General features: G+C 41.9%; 22 protein-coding genes. 9 read left to right on the top strand and 13 right to left on the bottom strand.

Annotated elements, in window-relative coordinates; genetic code table 11:
• Window positions 1-39 precede the first annotated feature (39 nt).
• The 5 genes from cyaB to AOB57_RS06515 all read right to left on the bottom strand — a co-directional run bounded on the left by cyaB (window position 40) and on the right by AOB57_RS06515 (window position 4128).
• Complete coding sequence (gene cyaB / locus AOB57_RS06495; RefSeq protein WP_054299854.1) at window positions 40-573, bottom strand: class IV adenylate cyclase; 534 nt, start codon at window positions 571-573, stop codon at window positions 40-42.
• Window positions 574-695: 122 nt separating this feature from the next.
• Window positions 696-1094: a Zn-ribbon domain-containing OB-fold protein gene (locus tag AOB57_RS06500; RefSeq protein ID WP_054299853.1), complete on the bottom strand. Its 399-nt coding sequence runs from the start codon at window positions 1092-1094 to the stop codon at window positions 696-698.
• Window positions 1095-1099: 5 nt separating this feature from the next.
• Window positions 1100-2272, bottom strand: coding sequence for a thiolase domain-containing protein (locus AOB57_RS06505; protein WP_054299852.1), 1173 nt, complete (start codon window positions 2270-2272; stop codon window positions 1100-1102).
• A gap of 17 nt (window positions 2273-2289) precedes the next feature.
• Window positions 2290-3339, bottom strand: coding sequence for a hydroxymethylglutaryl-CoA synthase (locus AOB57_RS06510; protein ID WP_054299851.1), 1050 nt, complete (start codon window positions 3337-3339; stop codon window positions 2290-2292).
• A 48-nt stretch (window positions 3340-3387) separates the two neighbouring features.
• Window positions 3388-4128: a helix-turn-helix domain-containing protein gene (locus tag AOB57_RS06515; RefSeq protein ID WP_054299850.1), complete on the bottom strand. Its 741-nt coding sequence runs from the start codon at window positions 4126-4128 to the stop codon at window positions 3388-3390.
• 139 nt (window positions 4129-4267) lie between these two features.
• Between AOB57_RS06515 and AOB57_RS06520 the strand changes: the two genes are divergently transcribed.
• A complete protein-coding gene (locus tag AOB57_RS06520; RefSeq protein WP_054299849.1) occupies window positions 4268-5086 on the top strand; it encodes a Dna2/Cas4 domain-containing protein in 819 nt (272 codons plus the stop codon).
• Between the two features lie 75 nt (window positions 5087-5161).
• Here AOB57_RS06520 and AOB57_RS06525 read toward each other — a convergent pair whose 3' ends face one another.
• Complete coding sequence (locus AOB57_RS06525; protein ID WP_226999665.1) at window positions 5162-5593, bottom strand: serine O-acetyltransferase; 432 nt, start codon at window positions 5591-5593, stop codon at window positions 5162-5164.
• Window positions 5594-6399: 806 nt separating this feature from the next.
• Here AOB57_RS06525 and AOB57_RS06530 point away from each other — a divergent pair.
• Entirely contained in the window at window positions 6400-8304 is a 1905-nt protein-coding gene (locus tag AOB57_RS06530) for a phosphoadenosine phosphosulfate reductase domain-containing protein (protein WP_054299848.1), read from the top strand.
• Between the two features lie 229 nt (window positions 8305-8533).
• Here AOB57_RS06530 and AOB57_RS06535 read toward each other — a convergent pair whose 3' ends face one another.
• Together AOB57_RS06535 and dinB are read right to left on the bottom strand one after the other, a co-directional pair.
• Window positions 8534-8788, bottom strand: a complete 255-nt coding sequence (locus tag AOB57_RS06535) for a protease inhibitor I42 family protein (protein ID WP_054299847.1) — start codon at window positions 8786-8788, stop codon at window positions 8534-8536.
• Between the two features lie 346 nt (window positions 8789-9134).
• Complete coding sequence (dinB, locus tag AOB57_RS06540) at window positions 9135-10232, bottom strand: DNA polymerase IV (protein ID WP_054299846.1); 1098 nt, start codon at window positions 10230-10232, stop codon at window positions 9135-9137.
• A gap of 166 nt (window positions 10233-10398) precedes the next feature.
• Here dinB and AOB57_RS06545 point away from each other — a divergent pair, with 166 nt between their 5' ends.
• The 4 genes from AOB57_RS06545 to AOB57_RS06560 all read left to right on the top strand — a co-directional run bounded on the left by AOB57_RS06545 (window position 10399) and on the right by AOB57_RS06560 (window position 13705).
• A complete protein-coding gene (locus tag AOB57_RS06545; protein ID WP_082384319.1) occupies window positions 10399-11382 on the top strand; it encodes an ATP-binding cassette domain-containing protein in 984 nt (327 codons plus the stop codon).
• Between the two features lie 37 nt (window positions 11383-11419).
• The gene (gene cbiQ / locus AOB57_RS06550; protein WP_054299845.1) at window positions 11420-12226 is read left to right on the top strand and encodes a cobalt ECF transporter T component CbiQ; all 807 of its coding nucleotides are present in this window, start codon (window positions 11420-11422) and stop codon (window positions 12224-12226) included.
• 511 nt (window positions 12227-12737) lie between these two features.
• On the top strand, window positions 12738-13403 hold the full coding sequence (gene cbiM / locus AOB57_RS06555; protein WP_054299844.1) for a cobalt transporter CbiM: 666 nt from the start codon (window positions 12738-12740) through the stop codon (window positions 13401-13403).
• Entirely contained in the window at window positions 13400-13705 is a 306-nt protein-coding gene (locus AOB57_RS06560) for a PDGLE domain-containing protein (RefSeq protein ID WP_054299843.1), read from the top strand. Before cbiM ends, AOB57_RS06560 begins: the two co-directional genes overlap by 4 nt.
• 236 nt (window positions 13706-13941) lie before the next feature.
• Here the strand turns inward: AOB57_RS06560 and nth are convergent, their stop codons facing one another.
• Together nth and AOB57_RS06570 are read right to left on the bottom strand one after the other, a co-directional pair.
• Window positions 13942-14655, bottom strand: a complete 714-nt coding sequence (nth, locus tag AOB57_RS06565) for an endonuclease III (protein ID WP_054299842.1) — start codon at window positions 14653-14655, stop codon at window positions 13942-13944.
• Between the two features lie 130 nt (window positions 14656-14785).
• Window positions 14786-16138 (bottom strand): dihydrolipoyl dehydrogenase family protein, encoded by a 1353-nt coding sequence (locus tag AOB57_RS06570; RefSeq protein ID WP_054299841.1) that lies wholly within the window; start codon window positions 16136-16138, stop codon window positions 14786-14788.
• A 409-nt stretch (window positions 16139-16547) separates the two neighbouring features.
• Between AOB57_RS06570 and purH the strand changes: the two genes are divergently transcribed.
• Together purH and AOB57_RS06580 are read left to right on the top strand one after the other, a co-directional pair.
• Window positions 16548-18164: a bifunctional phosphoribosylaminoimidazolecarboxamide formyltransferase/IMP cyclohydrolase gene (purH, locus tag AOB57_RS06575; protein WP_054299839.1), complete on the top strand. Its 1617-nt coding sequence runs from the start codon at window positions 16548-16550 to the stop codon at window positions 18162-18164.
• 714 nt (window positions 18165-18878) lie between these two features.
• Complete coding sequence (locus AOB57_RS06580) at window positions 18879-19664, top strand: helix-turn-helix transcriptional regulator (RefSeq protein ID WP_054299904.1); 786 nt, start codon at window positions 18879-18881, stop codon at window positions 19662-19664.
• Between the two features lie 180 nt (window positions 19665-19844).
• Here the strand turns inward: AOB57_RS06580 and AOB57_RS06585 are convergent, their stop codons facing one another.
• Complete coding sequence (locus AOB57_RS06585; protein WP_054299838.1) at window positions 19845-20768, bottom strand: UbiA family prenyltransferase; 924 nt, start codon at window positions 20766-20768, stop codon at window positions 19845-19847.
• A gap of 248 nt (window positions 20769-21016) precedes the next feature.
• Here AOB57_RS06585 and AOB57_RS06590 point away from each other — a divergent pair, with 248 nt between their 5' ends.
• Window positions 21017-22315 (top strand): NCS2 family permease, encoded by a 1299-nt coding sequence (locus tag AOB57_RS06590; RefSeq protein ID WP_054299837.1) that lies wholly within the window; start codon window positions 21017-21019, stop codon window positions 22313-22315.
• Window positions 22316-22480: 165 nt separating this feature from the next.
• Here the strand turns inward: AOB57_RS06590 and AOB57_RS06595 are convergent, their stop codons facing one another.
• Both AOB57_RS06595 and AOB57_RS06600 read right to left on the bottom strand, forming a co-directional pair.
• Complete coding sequence (locus AOB57_RS06595) at window positions 22481-23095, bottom strand: acetate uptake transporter (RefSeq protein WP_054299836.1); 615 nt, start codon at window positions 23093-23095, stop codon at window positions 22481-22483.
• Between the two features lie 885 nt (window positions 23096-23980).
• Window positions 23981-24181 carry a DUF1059 domain-containing protein gene (locus tag AOB57_RS06600; RefSeq protein ID WP_054299835.1) on the bottom strand — a complete coding sequence of 67 codons (201 nt, stop codon included), beginning with the start codon at window positions 24179-24181 and terminating at the stop codon, window positions 23981-23983.
• Window positions 24182-24242: the final 61 nt, after the last annotated feature.

Genomic DNA, 24242 nt, shown 5'->3' on the forward strand with positions numbered 1-24242 from the left:
TGCTAAATTTGAAAGGAGTAGGGTTTTATTAATCAACTATTAACTTTTACTTTTCTCCAGCACCATCTCAAGATAGGAAGTCCTGATCGAATCCTCTTCACCGGCACCGAACTGATTTAGCAATTTGAATAACTTCGCTCTTGAAGCTTCGAATTCATTTTCACTTTCAGCCATGATTTCGACCTCAAGGAATTCTCCGAGCTCTTCAACAGCATCGAGGCAGACGGTTATTTCTCCTGCGCTGAAAACTTCTCTTTTTTTGCGGACTACTCCGGCTTCCGAGAAGCCGAGAGCATGCAGGATTTCTATTGTGGCAGCCTCGTCTACAGGAGTTTCGAATTCTTTCCGGGTTTTGGAAACGCTATCGAGTTTAGGGCCTTTGTAGGTCAGTACAGCCTTGCCATCTAAGGAACGGATTCGGAGTGCTTCATCGGTTTTCGCAAAATCCCTGTAAGGAACCGCAAAATAAATGTCAGATTGGCTTTCAACGCCGATTTTTATTGCCCCAATTTTATCCAGAATGGGACGGGCTTTTGAATGATCTGCTCTGACCTTGACCTCGATTTCGATCATAGTTTCCAGATATCTCCAGTTAATTCCGATTAAAACTGGCTAAACGCAATATTAGATGCCTGCTTTGCTAAAAATTTACTTAAATAAGCTGGAAAAATAGAATCCGGAAGATCCGGATCTTTTTATGCATCTATGGGGACGAATTTAGTGCCGTAGTAAATCATACCGCGTTCGCCATCTTCCCCGAGCTTGCGGAAAACGGATCTTACTCTCATTCCAATATGAATCTCTCCCGGATCGCCAACTACCTGGGAGGTTAATCTGGGCCCTTCATCCAGCTGGATTATGGCGAGGGTGTAAGGAGCCTGAATCTCAAAACCTTCCGCAGCTGTGTGAATAAATGTATATGTTACTATTTCGCCAGTGCCTTTGAACATATAAGGCTCAATCTCTCCTTCACGCCTGCAGTTCACACAGACATTGCGTGGGGGATAGAAATGCTCCCCGCATTCACTACAGCGAGTACCTTCAAGATTGTACCGGCTGCCGAGATTTCTCCAAAATCTAGGAACGGAAGACATCTATATCACCTCTCCCTCGAAAAAATATGCACTACTGCTGTTGCACCTGACCCTCCGACATTGTGGGTCATGCCGTATTCTGCACCTTCTACCTGGCGCTTTCCTGCTTCTCCGCGCAGCTGAGTTACAATTTCTACAGCCTGTTTTATGCCTGTTGCTCCCACCGGGTGTCCACAGGCTTTAAGACCGCCGGATGTGTTGACAGGAATCCTGCCTCCAATTGCAGTTTCTCCATTTTCAGTAACAATCCCACCTTTTCCTTTCTCTGCAAACCCGAGATCTTCAATTGCGCAGATTTCGGCAATTGTGAAGCAGTCGTGCACTTCCACAAGGTCGATATCCTCAGGCCTTAGCTTTGCCATGGAATATGCCCGCTGTCCAGCGATTACAGTGGCATCCAGGGTTGTCAGATCACGCCTGTCATGGAGCGCAATGGTATCGCTTGCCTGGGAAGTTGCTTTGATATAAATGGGAGTATCAGTATATTTGTGTGCAACATCCGCAGGGGCAAGCACAAGAGCTGAAGCTCCGTCCGTTATTGGGGAACAGTCAAAAATATGCAGAGGGTCGGCCACCATAGTTGAATTCAGCACATTATCAACAGTAATTATGTTTTTGTACTGGGCAATCGGGTTCAGGCTTCCGTTTCTATGATTCTTTACGGCAACCTCAGCAAGTTGCTCGCTTGTAGTCCCGTACCTGTGCATGTGCAGCCTTGCAATCATTGCATAAAGTCCAGGAAAGGTGGCTCCTGCCATGCCTTCCCACTCCCTGTCAGCTGCTGCCGCAAGAGCTGAAGATGCTTCCTCAGACCCGACATCTGTCATCTTCTCGGCTCCCGCTGCAATCACGATCTCGCTATAACCGGATGCTACAGACATGATAGCCTGCCGCAGAGCAAGCCCCCCCGAGGCACAGGCAGCCTCCACTCGTGTGGCGGGAACGTGAAGGTTCTTGGAAAGCCCAGAATAATCCGCAATAAGAGCTCCTATATGTTCCTGCTCAATAAAACGGCCTCCGCTCATGTTTCCTACATAAAGAGCATCGATTTCTTTTCCGCTAACACCTGCATCTTCGATTGCTCCTATTCCGGCCTCTACCACAATGTCCCTCAGGGAACGTTCCCAGAGTTCTCCGAACTTAGTATTTTTCACTCCGACAATTGCTACATCTCTCATTTATACTCACTCCGTTCTCAGGCCAGGCGAATCTTGCCTTTATGCCTGGCATACCTTGCATAGTCAATATATATTGGGTTTTTAATCAGTTCGGAAACCGTCGGAGCTTTGTTTCGGATTTCCTCGATTCTATCTGTAACTGTGATACTAAAAGCGTCAGACCCTGCGCCTGACCCGAAGGCAGTTGCAAAAATCCGATCTCCTGGTTTCGCCTGATCCAGAGTCGCAGCAATTCCCATAAGGCAAGAGCCTGAATAAGTGTTCCCGATTTTTGAAACTATAAGCCCTGGAGCAATCTGGGCTTTGTTGAAACCAAGGATTTTTGCAACTTTGCTTGGGAACTTCCCGTTTGGCTGGTGGAAAACAGCATAGTCGTAATCTTCCGGCTTCGTTCCGAGTTTTTCCATAAGACCTCTGGCGCCATTAGTTACATGCTTAAAGTAACCTGGCTCTCCTGTAAAACGGCCCCCGTGTTCAGGATAGGGCATTCCTTCCCTTCTCCAGAAGTCAGGGGTGTCAGTTGTAAAAGAATAAGTGTCTTCAATTATTGCGGCAAGCTCAGACTCTTTTCTCCCTATGAGGCAGGCAACTCCGCCTGCTGCCGCAGTGTACTCAAGTGCGTCACCTGGAGCTCCCTGGGAAACATCTGCCCCTATAGCCATTCCCAGGTCTATCATCCTTGAACCCACCAAACCCATACAGGCCTGAATTGCGGCTGTACCTGCCTTACATGCAAATTCAAAGTCTGCTGCAGTCATATTTGGAGCCGCTCCAATAGCCTGGGCAACAATTGTGCTTGTCGGTTTAACAGCATAGGGATGGCTCTCAGAACCAGTGTATATTGCCCCAATTCTGCCTGGATCGATACCACTTCTTGCCATTGCGTGTCTTGCCGCTTCCACAGCTATAGTAGCTGCATCTTCGTCTATATCAGGCACGGATTTCTCATGTACCATTAGACCGTTTTTAAGAGCCTCTGCGTTATCACCCCAGAGCCGGGCAATTTCTTCAATTTTTATACGGTAACGGGGAACATAAGCACCGTAAGATACAATTCCAATAGTCATTATTTCCACCTGTTTTTGGGTTTTTCAGGGCATCAGTAATCAGGGAGTTTATTCCCTGGCATAATATTGACTGTATTTTTTCAGTAACTGGACAATCTGGTCAAGATCCATTGTAGTTGCGATGAGAGGTATGCGGTCGACCTCCGCCATTTTGATTGCAACGGGTTCTACCTCTTCCTTTCGAAGCCCGTGAAGTACCACCGCGCCTGGCTTAAGGTTAGTAACCCGGATGGCTACCATAGGGGATTTCCCGGTACTGACCTTGGTAAAGACCATAGCCCTGTCCGTACTCCAACCGTAGAGTTTCTGGAACTCATGGGAGGAAAGCTCCAGGATTGCCCTCTGGCTGTCAACAACAGAGAAACCATAAAGAGGCTTCTCAACTCCTTTGTAGACAATGTCTCCCTCGATAAGGTTGACTAATTTCGCAAGCTGTATAGGGAGGGTATATTCGTATGTTGAGTAAATGGACTTTATACTGCTTTCGGCGTTAAGTATTGATTCATAAGCGTGAATCTTTTTGCCTCCCCTATCAGCATCAATCTCAAGAAGAGACTCCACAATTTTCTTGATAATCAGTGTCCCCGGAGACTTACGTCTCCCGCTTTCATAATCGCTAATAACAGAAGGGGAAACCTTAAGATAATTTGAAATATCGGTCTGGGATATCTCGAAATTCGACCTCCATTTTTTGAGTGACTCTCCTGGCTTTTCTGAAAGAGTGATATCTCCAGCCATTTTTTCCGCCAAACGGTTGCGCAGATTTTCTGAGGATTCATTAGATGTCATGACTCACGTACTCTAAGAGGAAACATTACCATATATATCTAACGAATAGGAGTTCGGCAATTGTCGCAGGTGTTTTGTATCGAATTACGGCAAATACTTTCAAAAAAATATATAACACTTGTGAAAGAATTATTATCTAATGCCAGCCGAATCACCCAATCAAGAGACAAATGTTTCAGATCTTCTTCTATATGTCAACTGCCCACGAAAGGTATACTTTATCAACCGGGGGTATGAATTGTTCCCAGAAATGAATGGGCAAAGGCTCGAAAGGATGATCCTGAAAGAACTGTCCCTTACTTATCCTGAAATTTTGAGAAAGTGTTCGTTAAACGCCGATACCCTCCGTAAAGAGCTTGAAGCTTCTCTGACACAGACATGTACAGATTTACCGCTCCTGTTTCCACGAGAACTTGCCGATGTCACGAGGGAGATTCTAGAGGAAGGAGAAGCGCGGGCAAGAGCCAAAATTCCCGAAATTGCAGCCAATCTTGTAGGAGCACTTGAGGAATATGGGAAAGAGCCCATGCTTGCGGCACTCACACCTGTTAAAACCGAGCCATTTCTTTCTTCAAAAAAACTCAACCTTAAAGGTGTTCCCTCCAAACTGGTTTGCTTTGAGGGCGCACAAGTCCCGTCGATTTTAAAGCCTGGAAGCTGCCCTGAACAGGGAGTATGGGCTTCTGACAGGATACATGCCGCAGCTCTCGCCATGCTTCTTGAAGCTGGGAGTGAGAAAGAAGTTCCCTTTTCCTTTGTTGAATATGTGAGTTACGGCCTGCTCAGACGTGTAGTTGTCCGAAGCTCAGACAGGCGGGAAGTACTCAAAATCTCCAGGGAAGTTGAGAAAATTAAAGCAGGACTTATGCCCGAGAGAAAAGAAGGAAAATTCTGCAAAGAATGTAGCTTTTTGGAACATTGCGCTCCAGATTCGTCCCTTATGTCAAAATTTTTCTGAATTAGAAATGGATGGAAAAAGGTTACTGCACAATAAAAAAGATTATAGAATATGCACTTCTATCACGAGAATTATTTATTTAGTAATGGGTACTGGAGAGCGTTCCATCTTTGCAGCAATTTCAGAAGTGTTAGAATGGAATAGTTCATTATTTGAGACTGTGGTTCCGCCTGTTCCTTTATTATTTATTTTTCTAGCAGGAACTCCTGCAATTGAAATCCCTTTTTCATAAAATGATTTGTTTACAACGGAGTTTGCTCCAATTGCGATATTATCAGCAATTGTAATATCTCCAAAAATTTTAGCGCCTGGTCCAATATAGACATTATTACCTATTTGCGGCGCCGAAACACCATCTATGTTAGATCCTATATTAGTACAGGCGTGTATTCTGCAATTCTTTCCAACTTTAGCATTTTTATTTACAACAATAGTTCCTCTATGAGCGATACATAATCCAGGTCCGAAAACGTTTAGTGGGATAGTAAACCCTAGACGGATGCTCATCTTGTGATATCTGTACAATATATATTTTAGATATAATTTAGAAAGAAGGGACTTCTTACAATTAGTATAATATTCAGCCTGTCTTAATAGTCTCTGAAATTTCCATATATCATCGCCAATTAGCTTAGGTCTTCTATATTTTTTCCCAGAAGCTAACTTATCTGCTCTAAGATAAAAATCATAATCTGCTTTTGATCTGATAATGAATAATCCCCCTTACTAAGTTTTTAAATTTTGGAAATTTCCGATATACCCCAACTAGAGTTACAGACGCATTCAATTAATCTGGTCCGTTTTTATATAAAAATATGCATATTATATAAATTAACTATACATATATTATATAAATGAATGAATTTACATAAATTTTTTCCGAACAATTTAGAGGGACTTATAATTTTACTTTCGAATGATAGAAACTATATTTACTGAAAGTAAATGCTGGTTTTCAAGATTCAAATTATTGAAAGAATTAGATTGTAAGAACGGCATATGCTTAAAATCTGCGTACTGAAATCCTTAGTTTCTGATTAGATCATCAATATTTAACATCAAATGTCCGTTTAAAAGATTGTAATCTCATATTATAAAAGATTACAATCTAATTTTCAGAATTATTCGGAAAAAAGTAACTGTCTACCCTGCAAATTTCAGTCTACTTGTTACTAGAAGATCCGACCCAAAGGCAATACGATATTAAAAACATCCAGTGAATAAATACGCAGATATTTTTGATCAAGCTTTTTTAAAACGCTTGCGAAAAAGCCAAAACCTTTTAAAGGGGAACTTATCTCAATCTGCATGTCATGTCCAGACCAGCATATCTTGGTAAAATGCTTCTGCACTGGTGCGAGGCCTGCAATGTGCCTGTACTGGGAAAACGGTGCGGATGCGGCAAAAGTACAAAAAAAGTCGAGGTAACCCCTCCTGCGGATATCCGTCCAGCTTTTGATTACGATATTAAACGCATAAACTCGGTTTCTAAAAAACAATTCAATGCGCCCCTTATACCTGAAGGGCACCTGGTAGTGTTGAATAAAGCCCCGTATGAAGACCGCATGGATGAGATTATAGTCGATGGAGAAGTGCTTGCATCTATCAGATTTGAGATTGAAAGCTGTGAATGGGTTTTGCTTCCAAGGCTCGAAGGGGCAAGAAGACTTTTCCAGGGCAGGGATAGAAAAGCCCTGAAGAAATGGGTCATTATTGAGCAGTCCGTTGTACCTTTTATTCTGAAAAAGGGCGCAAGTGTCCTTGCTCCTGGAGTTCTTGATGCTGATCCTGATATCAAGAAAGAAGATGAGGTTGTTGTATTGAACCCTGTGGGAGAGGTAATCTGCTGTGGGCGTGCCCGAATGTCAGGGAAAGAAATGTGTGAGGAAAACCGCGGACATGCTGTAAAACCACGCTGGAGTGGAGAGCCAGCACCTCAAAAAACAAATTTTGCAGGTCAGAACTGGGAAGATGCCGTAAAAGCCAACGAGAAAATTCTGGACAGCATGATAGAAAAATCCCATGCTTTCATCAAAAACGTAGCAGACAGCATGGATATGAAAGTAAGCGTATCTTACTCCGGGGGAAAAGACAGCCTTGCCGTGCTCCAGCTAGTTGATGAGTGCCTTGAAGATTATGAGATCATGTTTGCAGATACAGGGCTTGAGTTTCCGGAGACTCTCGATAATGTCAAACAGGTTGCTGAGCACTATGGGAAAGAGCTCAGGACTGCAAGTGCAGGAGATTCTTTCTGGGATTCGATAAGTGTCTTTGGCCCTCCTACAATGGATACCCGCTGGTGCTGCAAGATCTGCAAACTCGGGCCAATTACCAGGCTAATTGATGAGAACTACGAAGGCGGATGCCTGAGCTTTATAGGGCAGCGGCAGTATGAGTCCCACGCCCGTTCAATCAGCAAGAAAGTATGGAAAAATCCCTGGGTTGGAAACCAGGTCGGAGCTTCCCCTATACAGGAATGGACTGCCCTTCATATCTGGCTTTATCTTTTCAGGGTAAAAACCCCATATAATCCGGCTTATGAAAAAGGATATGACAGGATGGGTTGCTGGCTCTGTCCGTCTTCCTCGCTTGCCGACTTTTTCCAGCTTGAAGAAAGCCATCCCGAGCTTGCAAAAAAGCTCAATTCCCATCTCCTCGCCTATGCCGAGAAAATGGGACTCTCTGCTGAATGGGTAAAGTACGGTTTATGGCGCTACAAGCGGTATCCCAGGGTTCTCCAGACACTTGCGGAAAAAAAAGGAATTCGCCTTCTTCCGTCACAGGAAACCCCAAAAGAGCTACATTTTGAAGTAGCAACAGGATACAGACCCTGCAAAGCAGGAGGAATATCTGCGGATGGAAGTTTTGGGCAGGCAATCGACATAGAGACCCTGGAAGAAAGCGGAATGCTATCCCCGATCGGAAAGGCTTTTTTTATAGAGGGTGCGGCGTCGGTCACCTTCGGAGAATCCAGAGCGCAAGTTTTTGCCTCGGGGAATGTTAACGGAAGAAGTGACAATGAAAAGACTCTGAAGAGGCTTATGAGATTTATTGAGTTTTCGGTAAGAAGAGCTTTGCTCTGCCAGGGATGTGGAGTTTGCGTGGGCCATTGTGAGTATAACGCGATTGAGATAAAGGAAAAGAAGGCCAAGATTAAAGAAAACTGTGCTCACTGCGGGGCATGTATTGAAGTCTGCCCGCTTGTTAAATTTATTTAATTGCCACAAGTCAAAACAAAAGCGGCTTGCAAAAAGGAGAGTTTCAAGAGATAGGGCTGGAGCAGCTTACAAAAACGAGAAATGAGAGGAAAGAATAGATGAGAGATGAGGTAGTAAAGATCTGAAAAAATCTGAAAAGTAATAAAATGACCTCCAGCAAAGCCGGGCAAATCTGGCTTTGCCGGAGAAGGCGTTTCTGGCAGGGTGTAGGAACTTGGGGACCAGGGCGTTACTCTGCATCAATAGTAATCTCAAAGCAACTTACTATTTGCTTACCCTTGCGGTATGTACCTTTAAGTTTTTGACTACCCTGGGACGTTACCTGAATATCCCATACGTGGTACCCCCCGCCACCAACATTTCCCTCCTCTTCAGGGACGAAACTGTCCCTCATTACCTGCAGTCCACTACTGGTTGCAATGTCCCAGCTAAACCCACTGATAGGGTTTTCTGGAAACTGGATGGTAAACGGTTTTTTAATCATACAAACCTCTCCTAACCGTCACTGTCTGCAGCCGTCCTTTCATGTCCCAATTTACACATTCCGACAAAAAATCCAAATAGAAAATAGCCACCATTGAGAATATGGGAGTAGAAATTCAGGTTATGGATGCAATTCTGAAATATATCTCATATTATTATTACATTTCTTGTGTGATAAATTTTATGAAAAAAGCACATTGGAATTGATAGAAAGGAAAAATGTAATATTATATTCCCTTAATTGGGGCAGGACATATGAAAAGGCAGTCTGGGAGTGTATTACTGTAAGGGACCAACACGGTTTTGCTCCCAGATTGAGGTAAACGTAAATCTCAAAAAGGCAAAACTCAATAATCAAAAAGGCTTTTCTGACCCATTCTTTTCTTGAGTCCCCCTACCCTGATGCCCACACGCCTGAACTCGGTCTGACTTTCCAAGAGGAATTCACCCAGGATTTCCCGAGCGACTTCAAGAAGGGCTTCCTTTGAATAGGCTGGATGGTTTAGTGTGCGACTTTTTGTATACATTTTGAACTTTGAGTTTATGACCGTAATGGTTACAGTCTTGAAGGAAAGCTCTCTTGAATCAAGTTTTGAGATTACATCCCCTGCCAGCCTGTTAAGTAACTGAGAAATAAGGTTAATTTCTAAGGTATCCTCAGGCAGGGTTGCAATCCTTCCAATCTGTTCAGAGCCATCCCTCTCTTTCACAGGAGAATCATCGATTCCTGCCGCTACCTGTTTAAGCCAGATTCCCCGCGTTTTCCCAAAGGTGGAGATCAGATCAATAACATCGTGTTCAGCAAGATCTTTTAGTGTAACTACACCCATTTCCTGCAGCTTTCCTGCGGTTACATTCCCTATCCCCCAGAGTTCAGACACCTTAAGGGGCTGGAGAAAGCTCGCGAGGTTATCCGGGCTTATAACAGTAATCCCTTCTGGTTTCTGTACTGAGGAAGCCATCTTGGCAATAAGCTTATTTGGGCCTATACCTACTGAGCAGGTCAGTTTCTCCTTATCTTTTATTTCGTTTTTAATCTGGGACCCTATTTCAAGAGCTGCACTGAAATCCCCACCTGTCTTCTCGGTAATTTCCAGAAATGCCTCATCTATGCTGATCTGCTCAAACGCTGCCCCGACATCCGTAGCATCCGCATAATTTCTGAGAATTTCCATAACCCTGTCCGAAACCGAAATGTAAAAATCCTTTCTGACAGGCAAAAAGACAGCCTCAGGATTCAGCTTTTTTGCCTTTGAACAGGACATACCTGCCCTGATCCCGGACTCTCGCGCAGTATAATTACAGGTACTTACAGCCCCACTCAGTCCACCTCTTCCAGAGAGCATGCAGACAACAACGGCTTTTCCCTGAAGCTCGGGATTTTCCCGTTCTTCAATGGCTGCAAAAAAATAGTCCATATCCACATGTAGAACGACGCGCTGCATTGGAAAAAATATGCCGGGAAGATTTGTATAATTATCTCTTAAACTTCAGAAGCAGAAAAGTATAAACCATAACGCATAAAAAAGATAAATTCATTAATAGTAGCACTATTTTGAAAAAAGTTAGTTTCCGCAGTTAGACGCGATTTTCATTCAGGATGCTTTCAGTATGAACACTCCGAATTCCCCACATAACCCCGATAAAGCAGCAACTTTCCAGGAAGAAACGACAGCCGGGAGAAGGCATAAATCCGGAACAGGTCCCGAGATAAAGAGTCAGGTCTCCGAAAGAAACATTGTTCCTATCCTTGAAACCAGAGATCTCTGTCACAGGTATCCTCATCTTGATTCAAATTCCCTTGATAAAATCAACCTTAAAGTGTTTAAAGGGGAGAGAGTTGCAGTGCTTGGGGCTAATGGGGCTGGAAAATCGACTTTATTTAAGCACCTTAATGGAATCCTGCGCCCCCTTTCAGGGGAAGTCTTGATAAAAGGGGAAAAGTTGACCAGGAAAAATGTTCGGGCCTGCAGGGAAACAGTAGGGATTGTCTTTCAGAATCCTGACGACCAGGTGCTTGCGCCGAGTGTCGAGGAAGATATAGCGTTTGGTCCGATTAATATGGGTCTGTCGAGAAGCGAGGTCGAAGTGAGAGTTAAAGAAGCCCTCAAAATGGTAGGACTCACAGGTTTTGAGGAGAGAGCCCCACATCATCTTAGTGGAGGGCAGAAAAAGCTTGTGGCAATTGCAGGCATTCTTGCCATGCGCCCTGAAGTTATAGTCCTTGATGAGCCTACAGCCAACCTCGATCCTCTCAGTTCTGCCCGCATTCTTGATCTGATCATGAAAATGAACCGAGAGCTTGGAATCACCCTGCTCCTTTCCACCCATGATGTGGACGTCGTGCCTTATTTTGCAGAGAGGGTTTTTGTCCTTCATCATGGAAGACTTGAAGCTGACGGAAGCCCGAATGAGATCTTCAGCAATCCCGAACTCCTCAAGAAAGCCCATCTGAGGCTTCCGAGAGTGGCTGAGGTTTTTGAGATGCTCCAGCATGAGGGACTGGATGTCAATATACAAATTACAGCCGAGACAGCCAGGGATGAAATCCTCAGGGTTATCGGGCTCAGAGACCAGAAGGCAGAGATAAAATAACAGCCAGAGAAAAAACTTCTGCGCAGGAGAACTTTTAATGGTAACCCTTACGGATATTGAACGTGAATCATATAAAGACAGTCCAGTACACAGGCTTGATCCAAGGATAAAACTGATTTTTGCACTTGCAATAATCGTATATGCAGTCAGCCTGCCCCGAATTCACGAAAAAAATACAATCCGTCTTCTTGCCATGGAAGTCTATTTGATGCTTCTTGTGCTTGTCGCAGGGTTGGATTTAAAATATTTTTTCCTTCGAATCCTTGCAATCTTACCTTTCGGGCTTGGGGTTGCCATTATACAGCCTTTTCTGAGACCTTCCTTTGTGGAGAATTACACACCATATCCTCTTGACCTGCCTCTCGGGCTCAGCATCACCTATGAAGGACTGGCCTTCGGGAGTATGTTGCTCATGAAATTCCTGGTATGTGTAACAGCCGTAGTCCTTCTTTCTTCCACCACACGGCTCAAGGATATGGTTGTAGCCGCAGACAGGATGGGCGTTCCAAGGGAATTTACCCAGCTCATCAGTATGATGGTACGTTATCTTTTCCTTTTCTTGGCCGTCCTGAAACGAATAAAAATTGCACAGGAAACCCGTCTTTTCGATATATGGAATAATGCTGTGCCCAGAAAATGGATTCTTAAGCAGATCGGATACAGTATCAGTGCAATTTTCGTGCGTTCTTATGAGCAGGGAGAAAGGACATATATCAGCATGCTCTGCAGAGGTTATGGAAGCGGCCATGAAAAAGCATATTACAGAGCAAAGATTCGGACCAGGGATATACTCTTTTTGCTTCTCAGTACTGCAAGTATAGCATGTATTCATTTTTTTGTCTGAAGGGTTATGTCGCTGTTATTCTTATTTTTCAAAATCCTTTTTTGTTCTTTTTCGTACTTTTTTTAAGCGGTTTTCAATCCGGAAAATAGAAAAAAAGAGCGTCTAATATAACAGATTATAAATTATAAAATATAATACTAAATGGTTATTCTCGGATACTCGGTTATATATATATATATATATATACAGCCGGATAGAATACATAATTTGACGTATATATAAATAAAGAGATACTGAATCCGATGAAAGTGAAAAGTTGTCAAACAAAGTAATATCAAAACGTATATATGTAATACTGGACAATCAGTTATTGTCAAGAATATTCATCTAAAACGACAGTCCGAAACAGCGTAAAAGGATCTCAAATATTGAGATCTTCCCTGAGAAAGGATTTCAGGCTTAATTTTAGAACATTTTCTAGTCTTCGTTTCAGGAATATTCGCCAACGTAAAAAAAGATTCCTGTTTGAGTTGACAGGAAATAAGAGATAGGGGTAAAAGAGGGAAAATAAATGCATATACCTGATTCGTTCATACCGCCTGACCAAGCGTTAATCTACTGGGCTCTTGCCCTTCCATTTATTATAATGTCAGTTAAGTGGGCAAAAAACGAGCTTGATGAGATGAAAGTGCCGATCCTTGCGGCTCTTGCAGCCGGTATCTTTGCAATCCAGGCCATGAATATACCAATTGGGATGGGGACAAGCGGACACATGATCGGGGCAGCCCTTGTAGCCATAGTTTTCGGGAGTCCCTGGGCAGGAGTGCTTGTACTGACACTGGTGCTGCTAGTTCAGGGTTTTGCCTTTGCTGATGGAGGAATTACTACAATGGGCGCAAACATCCTGAACATGGGCGTTGTGTCTGGATTTATCGGGTATTACACTTACAGTATCCTTCGTAGAGGTCTGAGCGTAAATATTGCAGCTTTCGTAGGCGCCTGGCTTGGCCTTTTTATCTCGGCAATTACCTGTACTATCCAGTTATGGCTGGCTGGCACTTTTCCCCTAGTTCCAGGACTTATAGCTATGGGAACTTTTCACCTTATCATCGGCTTCATAGGAGAGGGGCTTATTACCTCGGTTGCAATTGCAGCCATTGCAAAATCCAGGCCTGATCTTCTTGAAGATGATCTCAATACCAGAACCGACAGAGCTGAAACGGAGGCTATGGCATGAGCGGGAAAGCTAATAAGAAATTTTTTTATCTTGGGGTTGTAGTCGCACTCTTGATTGCAGTACTTGCCCCCTTCCTTGCCTCCCCGGACCCAGACGGACTGGAAAGTGCAGCAGCAGGCGTGGTTGAAGAATCAAAACTTTCCGAGCTGGAAGAAAGTGGACCAGTTGTAAGTTCTCCGATGCCTGATTACTCAATTGAAGGCATGGGCAAAAGCGGAGAAGTAGCAGCAATAGTAGCCGGGACGCTCGCAGTGCTGGCAATCAGTTTTGGGTTTGGAAAAGTGTTCAAAAAGAAAGCCTGAAGTTTTAATACTGGTTCACAAATTTGGCTGCTCAAAAACCGTTGCACCACAACCCTTTTATGAAAAGGCTTGACCGAAACCGTTGCGCTACAACCCTTTTCAAAAAAGGCTTGACCGAAAATGCTGTTTTTGATCAAACTTTTTCTTAAAAAGTTTGTGTTTATCACCAACCGTGGCGCCGCTTGACCACGCCGTCGCGCCGGTTTTTGATCAAACTTTTTTCTAAAAAGTTTGGTTTACAAATAATCTCGCGTCATAAAGATTATACTCGAAGGGCAGAGCTGATTAACAACGCAGGAAGGGCATTTTGGCTTTCTTGCCTGGCAGATTTTCCTCCCGTGATAAATGAGGGTCATGGAGATCGAGTCAAGGTCTTCCTTTCGAGCAAGCGCGATAAGATCCTTTTCAATTTTAACAGGATCGGAGTTCCTGGTGAGTCCCAGCCTTCTTGAAACCCTTTTTACGTGGGTATCTACAGCAATTCCCTCAATTATCCCAAATCCCCTGGCAAGCACTATATTGGCTGTTTTTCTTCCGACGCCTGGCAAAGTAATCAGCTCTTCCATAGTTTTTGGAACCTCTCCATTATATTTCTCAATAATTATCTGGGCAGCGGCTTTGATGTTCTTTGCCTTGCTTTTGTAAAAGCCTGTGGAATAGAGGTCATTCTCAAGCTCCCTCAGATCTGCACTGGCATAGTCTTCTACAGTCCTGTACTTTTTGAACAATTTCTCAGTCACTTTATTAATCTGGACATCAGTTGACTGGGCTGAAAGTATTGTTGCCACAAGTAATTCAAGAGGATTGGAATAATTGAGAGAAGGTTTTACATCAGGATACTCTTCCTTTAGAAGAGCCCAGATTTTGTCGAAGTTATGTGTATTGTCAGGAATATCGTATTCAGAGACTAGATCCTGTGTATTCGATTGTTCTGGCTTTTTTTCAGGCATAATAGCTCCATTTTCAGATTGCTTTCAGGTATTAGGTATTAGTCAGAATGATATGTTTGCAGAAGCTGTATTTGAAACTGTGTTTTTTGAGAAAATTAAGGTTTTTCAGTTCCTGTATCCAATCCTCAAGTTATAGCATATAAGGGATATCTGAGCACGTAGTCGGATAGGAGAAGATCAGCTTTTTTATATCCGAGGCTCTGAGTCCGAGCCGCATTACTGCAGCAAAGATATTGATAGCTTCTCCGGCATGCGGACCCAGAATATGAGCTCCCATTATACGGTCGTTTGCTTCATCAATAATAACTTTTGAAGCCGCAAACTTTATTCCTGCTCTCCGAGTTGTATTCCAACTGCTTCTGTCCTGAAAAATTACTTTATATTTATCGCTATCTTTAGGCGCACTGATTCCTACGGAAGCCATAACAGGAATGGTAAAGACTGCACTTGGAATGCCCGTATAGTCTGCCTCGATGCTGTCACCCTCAAGGACATTAATCGCAGCAATTATTCCCTGAAGGGTTGCTACAGGAGTAAGCTGCACGCCCTCCAGTGCACAATCTCCACCTGCATAGATCCGAGGGTTTGAGGTTTTCATAAATTTATCAACTACAATAGCTCCTTTTTCAATTTTAACTCCGGCTTTCTCGAGCTGCAAATCTTCTATATCTGCAACACGACCTGCTCCGTGCACTACCATATCAGCGCGGAAAGTCTGAGTTTCGGACCCGGTTTCAGTTTTCGACTTGACCCTGACCAGAAGACCATTGTTTTCTTTTTCTACCGAAATAACGGGTTTGTTTGTAAGAATTTTGATTCCTGCGGCTTCGGATGCTTTTATAAGCATATCCACTATATCAGGATCAAAATTTTTCAATATTTTTTCACTTCTGTGAAGGATTATTACTTCGGCTCCAGCTCTTCGCACAACATGAGCAAATTCCATGGATATATAACCGCCTCCGATGAAAATAATCCTCTCAGGAAGTTTTTTGGTTTCCATTAACCCTTCACTTGTGGTAATGTACTCTTCGCCTGGAATATTGAGTTTTCTGGGCTTTGCGCCTGTAGCAAGGAAAATATACTCTCCTTTAAGTTTATCTTCTCCGACAACGATTGTGTTCTGATTCTCAAAATAAGCTCTTCCGTGATATGTATCAATTCCCATCTCAACCAGACGTTTCTCTATTTTGGTGGGATATTCTTCTGTAAACGTCCTTTTAAACTCGATAAGTGAAGCCCAGTCGATAGTCAGGGAAGTATCTGTCCCTACACCTTTCCCTACAAACCGATTGCTCGAGTCAACGACCTCAGTGATATCAATTAATACCTTTTTCGGATCGCATCCCCTTAGAGGGCAAGTGCCCCCATATTTCCTTGAGTCAATAATAGCAATTTTTAATCCTGAATGTGAAACTTTACCCGCGAAGGTTCTGCCTGCAGTACCTGTCCCTATAATTATGATATCATATTTATTTTCCATTAAACTCCCCTACCTGTTGAGATTATTTTTGAAAATAAATTAAAAAGAAATCCGAAGGCATATTTTCCATACATTCTTTATCCACTGTGATTCCAAAGAATAAGTATTTCAGCTGAATTCGAATTTCAAAGAAGAGGTACTTCACTTGAGTTCTGGTTTTAGAAAAGAAGTATTTCACCTTACTATTATCCCTCTGAGGAACAAAATTACAGTTCTTTGGGGTTATGCGTAAAAAGTACCAAAAACTTAAAGAACTATATTCCCAGAAGATTTCTGACAGAATACTGACAGAATACTGGGTTTGCAAAATGAAGTCCAGCATTCAAAAAAAGCCTCTTTTCAATATAATAACATCTAGACCATAAGTTTTATAGCTAAGAATTTTTAAAGCAAGTATATTGGTGATTTTTTGGTAAAAAGGGCACTGCTCAGCGTCTCAGACAAAACAGGAATTACAGAATTCGCACGCGGGCTTCAATCACTTGGCGTGAAGATTATCTCAACAGGCGGAACCGCGAAAATTCTTCGCGATGCCGGCATAGAAGTTACTGATGTCTCAGAGATCACGGGTTTTCCGGAAATGATGGGAGGAAGGGTTAAAACTCTCCATCCGAGAATTCACGGCGGGATCTTATGCTTGCGGGAAAGCAGGGAACAGATGGCTGAAGCTATAAAAGAAGATATCTCACTCATCGATATGGTGGCTGTAAACCTCTATCCTTTTGAAGAAACTGTCTCAAAGGAAGGTGTGAAACTTGAGGAGGCCATCGAAAATATAGACATCGGAGGCCCAACCCTTCTTCGCTCAGCAGCGAAAAACTACCGTTCTGTTACAGTGCTTTCCGACCCGTCGGACTACGAGCATGTACTGGAAGAACTGCGTTCAACCGGGGTAATTTCGGAGTCAACCCGGGCTGCCCTTGCAATTAAGGCTTTCAGGCATACTGCGGATTACGATGCAGCCATTGATGTCTATTTAAGCAAAACCCTGCTCGGAGAAAACATACTTCGTCTGAATTTTACTGACGGCGTAAAACTCCGCTATGGAGAGAACTGGCACCAGGAAGCCTTTTTCTATAAAGATCCCGAAATAGAAGGTCCTACCCTTGCAAAAGCTGTCCAGCTTCATGGAAAAGAACTCTCATATAATAATTATGTGGACGCCGACAATGCCCTTCAGACAGTCAAAGAAATCGGGAATGCTTCTCCTGCAGTTGCAATCGTTAAACATAATAACCCATGCGGGCTTGCTACAGGAAGTACGCTCCTGCAAGCCCTTCAAGCTGCCTGGGACGGAGACCCTGTTTCAGCTTACGGAAGCATAATCTGCACCAATGAAATCTTTGACCTGGAGGCTGCAACTTTTCTGAATGGAAAATTTGTAGAAATTATCCTTGCTCCTGACTTCAAGCCTGATGCCCTTGAGTACCTGAAAAAGAAAAGCGAGAATCTCAGACTCCTTAAACTGCCTGAACTTAGAGAAGCTTTCGGGACAGACTACACATATAAGTATATAATCGGAGGTATGCTAAAGCAAAGCCGCGACATCGGCATCTACGAAAAATGGGAGTCTGTGACCGACATACCGTATCCTGAAGAAAAACGTCCGCTCTCAGAGTTCTGCCTGAAAGCCTGCAAAACAACCAAATCCAACGCAGTAATTCTTGCTCGCGAATACGAACCAGGATTCTTCATGGTGCTTGCCATGGGCGCAGGACAGCCTAACAGAGTAGATTCAATTCGCAAACTGGCAGCCACAAAAGCCGTCGAAAACCTCAGGATAATTTATGAGAGAGAACAGCCTGCAATCTCTTTTGAGGCATACAGACAGGAAATTATTTCGGAATGCGTAATGGCCTCGGATGCCTTCTTCCCCTTCGATGACAGCATAGTTTATGCCGCACAGAATAATATCCGCTACATAGTCTCTCCAGGAGGATCAATTCGTGACAGTGAGGTCATTGCTACTGCAAACCGGCTCGGAGTTTCCATGATTTTTACAGGCATGCGCCACTTCCTCCACTGAGACCTCCTTATTTATCAATAAATAAAACGAAGCCCAAGTCCGAACAACCCTGCCGCCTAGGGCAGGGGAAAACTTAATTCAAATTTGATCCCCTCAAATTTGATCCTGGAAAGCCCAGATACTCTCCTCTAGCACCTGTTTTGAGTATTAAAAGAAGTTCCGGACGTTTATTAATAATAGTGCTGTTAATAAATTAAAATATAAACAGATATAATTTATTTATTCTCATATTGAACATATTTTTTCGTACAAATATTCATATACTTTTTTTAAATTATTGGATTATTTCTCAATTTTGAATATTAATTTTTTAATAATCAATTGATTATGTTTCTAAGCAAATTAGTTCCGAATTTTATATTAGTAAGATAATCTGATACTATTGACATATAAATTTTTTTTGGTTTTGAGAAAAAATTATTCAAAAAGATTAATTGCATTTTCGGGAGGCAGACACATATAGTCTGGGAATAGGATAGAAAAATTACCAATAACCAAATAAACTGTAGAAAAAGAAATATATGTTGAAATCGTATAGCATTCTAGCATTAGTATATCATCCTATTATAACTCTCACCTTAATTTAATATAAAAAATTAAAAAATATAAAATTTAAATTTTTATTTATTGTAAAATGAAAGCAAATAGAATGTTTATAGATATTAAACTCCAATTAGCCCCCGAAACATATGGTAAAAATATGAGTTGATAGAAGTGAAATCCAGCGGATTGTTAAGCGTTCTGACTTTCTCAGAGAAAAGAAAGGAGATTTTGTTTTTACTTCAGGAGAATCCAAGAACTCTCTCCGAGATCAAAGATTATTTTGATGTAAGATCACCTGAGATCCTTCCTCGTCTTAAAGAAATGGAAGCTGCAAATTTGATTGTTAGGCAGGAGGGAATGTACAAATTAACATCTTTGGGGAGAGTTTCAGCCACATATTACAAGCCTTTCCTGGATACTCTTACAGCTATAGAGACAAACGAAGAATTCTGGAGAGATCATGACCTTACTGCAATCCCTGAGGTATTGTTAAACAGAATTCAAGAACTTAAAGAATGCAGAGTCATAAGAGATGAACATGAGCATATTTATGATACTCATAAGGCATTTAGTGAGAATGTAATGTCTGCTACCCACTTCGTAGGCTTTTCATCAATTTTCCTTCCAAGCCATCCCTCAATGTTTTTGGAGTTAGCCCGCAGGAATATTCCTGTTTCCATAATCCTTACACCCAATGTATTTTTCAAAATAAAAAGTGAACACAGCGCCGAGATTGAAGAGTTCCTTAAATACAAGCACACGAGCTTCCATGTGTACGACAATGCAAAGATAGCCTTTGTAATAACAGACCGTTTTCTATCCCTTTCGCTCTTTTTCAAAAACGGAACTTTTGATCCCCGAAACGATCTGATAGGCTTCGACTCATCCTCAATCAAATGGGGAGAGGATCTTTTTAAGTATTACAAAGAGAACTCGATCGAGATAAAGAGTTTATGAAACTGTTGAAGCTTTAGTAAGTCTGTTAAAGATTTCAGAAAAGAAACCTTAAAACTAATAGAGAAATAGGGTTTTGGATTTTTTTCCCGTAAGTTTCCGGGGAATTGGATCGCTTTTTCTGACAATTTGACTGTGTTATTGTTTTTGCATTTGAGCATAGACCTCATTTCAGGAATACGTTTATGCCAGGAAGGCATTTGAAATTGTTCTCAGTCCGACAATTGAAGCAGATTCTCCATCCACAAGGATGGTTCTTTCGAAATTCAGGAAAGAAGTCTCTTCTTCGTCAGTTATAGTATAGTTCTGGATGCATATCAACCCGCATATGAAACTGTAGAGAACAATGAGAGGCTCGAAACCAAGAACTCCATTAATCAAAGCAATACCGAGCATCAGGTGTGAGAGCAGGTGCAATCCGAGAAGGAAATTACGGGTATTTCGTGCCCCGAGAGTTACAGGGAGAGTTTTGATACCTGCAAGAGTATCTCCTTTGATATCCTTGAAATCATATATGGCAGAGTTGATAAAAAGTTTGATTCCAAAGAAAGTAAAAACTAGAACTATGGGTAGCATGCTATTACAGGCACTGCCTGCAAGTCCTGAAATAAAAGCACCCCAGGTGAGACCTACAACAAAGTTTTTGACTCCAAGTCCACCTTTGAGTTTCAAAGTGAATTTTCCGATTGTAATGCCTTTACTGTAAAGGAAACCAATTATGAAAGGTAAAAATGCAAGTGCAAGCATTCCTTCTTTTGCGAGTACATAACTTCCTATTACAAAGGTTAGCATAGAAACTGCAAGTCCTATTTCCTTTCTTGAGCCGCTTAACTCCTTCCGGTTTACAATATCTTCTTCAGAGCCGAGGCCCCTATCAAGTGTATATACACTGTAGATTACGAGTCCTCCCGCAATGCAGGTAAATATACTTGAATCGGTCTGAAGCAAGAGGAAAGCAATGTGAATTCTTAGTGCGCCTGAAAACGCAACTAAAATAGAACTTTTTAAGAGTTCAAGTGTAGCATTTTTCTGCTTAAATTCGGGGGTATTATTTCGTCTGTACCTGAGAAATCGTTCAAATCTTCCGAAAAATACATTGGAGCTCATAAAATTAATACTGGGCGACTTCCAAATATTATTTATTCGATATAAGATTTTATAATGTGTGTAAGATATGAGGAATCAACTATGTTTTAGAGGAATGGACTAATATTAGTCGAATAAACTAACCGTTATTTTAATGAAATTGTTTTCTTATTATTCCATAAAAAGATATTAACATACGCTGTATAAGTAATCGTAATACTTGCAAATTCAGAATCAGTAAGATCAAATAAATTTACCGAGTGGCTCCAATGGAAATCCTGGAAAAGTTATTCAAATTACACCAGAATAAAACCGACCCTAAAACCGAGATTCTCGCCGGGCTGACTACTTTTGTAACAATGGCTTACATAATTTTTGTAAACCCCACTATCCTCAGCAGCACAGGGATGGATTTCGGAGCTTTGATGGTTGCAACCTGTCTCTCAGCAGCAATCGGGACTCTCATTATGGGGCTGTGGGCCAATTACCCATTTGCCCTGGCTCCTGGAATGGGATTGAACGCCTTTTTTGCATTTACTGTAGTCCTCGGCATGAATGTCAGCTGGCAGGCTGCCCTTACTGCGGTTCTTATCGAGGGAATTATCTTCATCCTGCTAACTCTGACAAAATTCAGAGAGACCGTAGTTAATGAAATTCCGAAAAATCTTAAAATTTCAATAAGCGCAGGAATAGGATTCTTTATTGCTTTTATCGGGTTTACAGGATCAAAGATTATTATTCAGGATCCTACCACCTTTTTAACTCTGGGAAACCTGAGGGAAACAACGGTGCTTCTTTCTATACTTGGCTTCACTATCATGATAGTGTTGCAGGCTTACAGAGTAAGGGGGGCAATTCTATGGGGAATACTTGCAGTGACCGTTCTGGGAATGGTTCTTGGTATTGCAGAATTTCCTGACAGATTATTTTCAATGCCTCCTTCTCTTGCTCCCATAGCTTTCAAGTTTGATTTCTCAATCCTTACCGATCCCGACTTCTATATTATTATGTTCACCTTCCTCTTTACGGATTTCTTTGATACAGTGGGCACTCTGGTTGGAGTTTCTTCGAGGGCGGATTTCCTGGACGAGGAGGGAAAACTTCCCAGAGCCAGAGAAGCTCTTATGGCTGATGCCATAGCCACATGTGCCGGTGCAGCTATGGGAACGTCTACAGTTACTACCTATGTTGAGAGTGCATCAGGGGTTGAGGAAGGAGGAAGGACAGGACTTACTTCAGTTGTAGTAGCAGGATTATTTTTGCTTGCGATTTTCATATCACCAATAGCAGCTGTTATTCCAGAGTATGCTACCTCTCCTGCCCTTATTATGGTAGGAATTTTTATGATTCAGAGCTTAAGAGACCTCGATTTTGAGACCTGGACCGAGGTTGTCCCTGCAGTAATTACCATTCTGGTGATGACATTCAGCTATTCAATTGCAGAAGGAATTGTCTGGGGCATAATTTCCTACACCGTGATAAAAATTGGAAGTGGAAAATTCAAAGATATAAGCTTAATCATGATTTTCCTATCTCTGATTTTCCTGTTAAAGGAAATATATCTTTAAGAAAATTCAAGAAAATGCTCCCTCTGAAAGTTTTTTATCCTGGGAAAATAGTCTTTAAACAAGAAACAGTCCAATAATAAAAATAAGGGATTAAGAGAAGTCCCAGCAGGCAACTACCAAAAAATAACAATAGAGGGCAAAAAGCCCGGAAATAACAGAGTATAATTATAAAGGAACAATTTTCCTTCCATACGCTTCATTTAATACCTGACCAAGACCTGTGTAGATTGCAGCGAGACCTGTAAAGATTCCTTCATAGCCAGCTATTCTCAGTATTCCAGCACCTGCCCCCTCGGCACCCAGATAGTTACCAGCTGCAAGCAGGAAAAACAGAATTGCGAGAGCCAGAAAAACTACAGAAAGAGCCTTTGAGCCTTTGAGCGTACCTATGAACATGACAAGGGTAAAAAGCCCCCACATAAACAGGTATATAGCAAAAGGAAGTGACTCTGTAAGAAATACCGCATATTCCTCAGTCTTAGGGATCATAATAATTCCTACAAGAGTAAGCCAGAAAAGCCCATATGAGGTAAAAGCTGTAGTTCCAAAAGTATTACCTTTCTTCCATTCCATTATTCCGGCAATGATCTGAGCTATTCCACCATAGAAGAAACCCATAGAAAGGATCATAGCGTTTATCGGATAGAAGCCTGCATTGTGTACATTCAACAGTACAGTCGTCATCCCGAAACCCATCAAGCCCAGAGGAGCAGGGTTTGCGGATAAATCCGTTATTTTTACATCACGAATGTTCATAACATCTTTAATATCTTGACTCATTGATTCAGATCCTCCTTCCCGTTAACCGGTGATTTAGCCTGAACTCCTAATGAAAAACATATTTAGAGATATTAGACTGTTTTTAGGATCTGTTTTTTACCTCTTGAAAATATGTCATTGTTAATAGTTATAGAGTTTACGATACAGTCAAGAGAAAAAAAGCAAAGACCAGTCATTTGTTTGACATATTAGACAAATGAATAATAAAATGTTTGTTTTAAGCCATAGTTTGCTCTGTAACTAACAGTATACAAATTGAAAAAAGTGGCGGAAAGAGTTAATTTTACATCTTTGTCTGTTAACTGTTGAGTACTTGAAGATGATTGCTAAGGCGGCTTCAGCAGCACAAAGACCACAATTAAACCTGATACCGAAGTGTCACTGCGTACTTAAAGGCATTAATATATCCTCTCAGGGCATTTTTTGCCGCGTCTGCCATCAGGTTTCCTGAGATAGTACCTGCACCACAGACTGTGAAGATCAGGCTATAGTTGCCGCAAAGTCCATGGTGCTGAAGTAGCTAACTGCAACTCAGGTGCAAGGATATAAGGGTAAACATTTGTACAAGGAGATCAGATGAGTATCTGATCTAGACAAATTATTCCAATATCAGACTTAGGATTAACACTGGTTATGGTTAACTATCCAGTAATCAGGCGTAAGCCACGATAAGAAGATGAAACTGACTGCATAGACTATTTTCGTTGAAGCGCTTATCAACGTTAATTGCCTGGTTAATCAGCTATGAGGGTGTTGTCCGACTATTTGTGTACCTGAAAACTACCTTTTAAAGCACTGTGTTACTGGCTTTACTCCAGAAAATTCAAAATGAGTAATTCATAGCTCCAGAAATAAACTGAAAAAATATAAAACTAGCCTTTGGCTTCATTCTTCGACCTTCACAGGTTTTATCTTTTCTTCAATCTTGCGTTCTGTCTCCTCGGATATTTCTTTCATACCGTGCTCACTAGCCATGTGGGCTTTAGCATGTTCCATAGCTTCTTCCTTTGTCTTTGCCTGGACACGGAAGCCACACTGCTGCTCTAGATCTCTGCAACAAAATAGCATATATTCAACATCTGGCATAAATATCCCCCAAATATTTATTTTAATAAATAATTTCTATGAATAATGTTTTCGATCAGCC

This window comes from Methanosarcina flavescens, from assembly GCF_001304615.2.
Classification (GTDB): Archaea; Halobacteriota; Methanosarcinia; order Methanosarcinales; family Methanosarcinaceae; genus Methanosarcina; species Methanosarcina flavescens.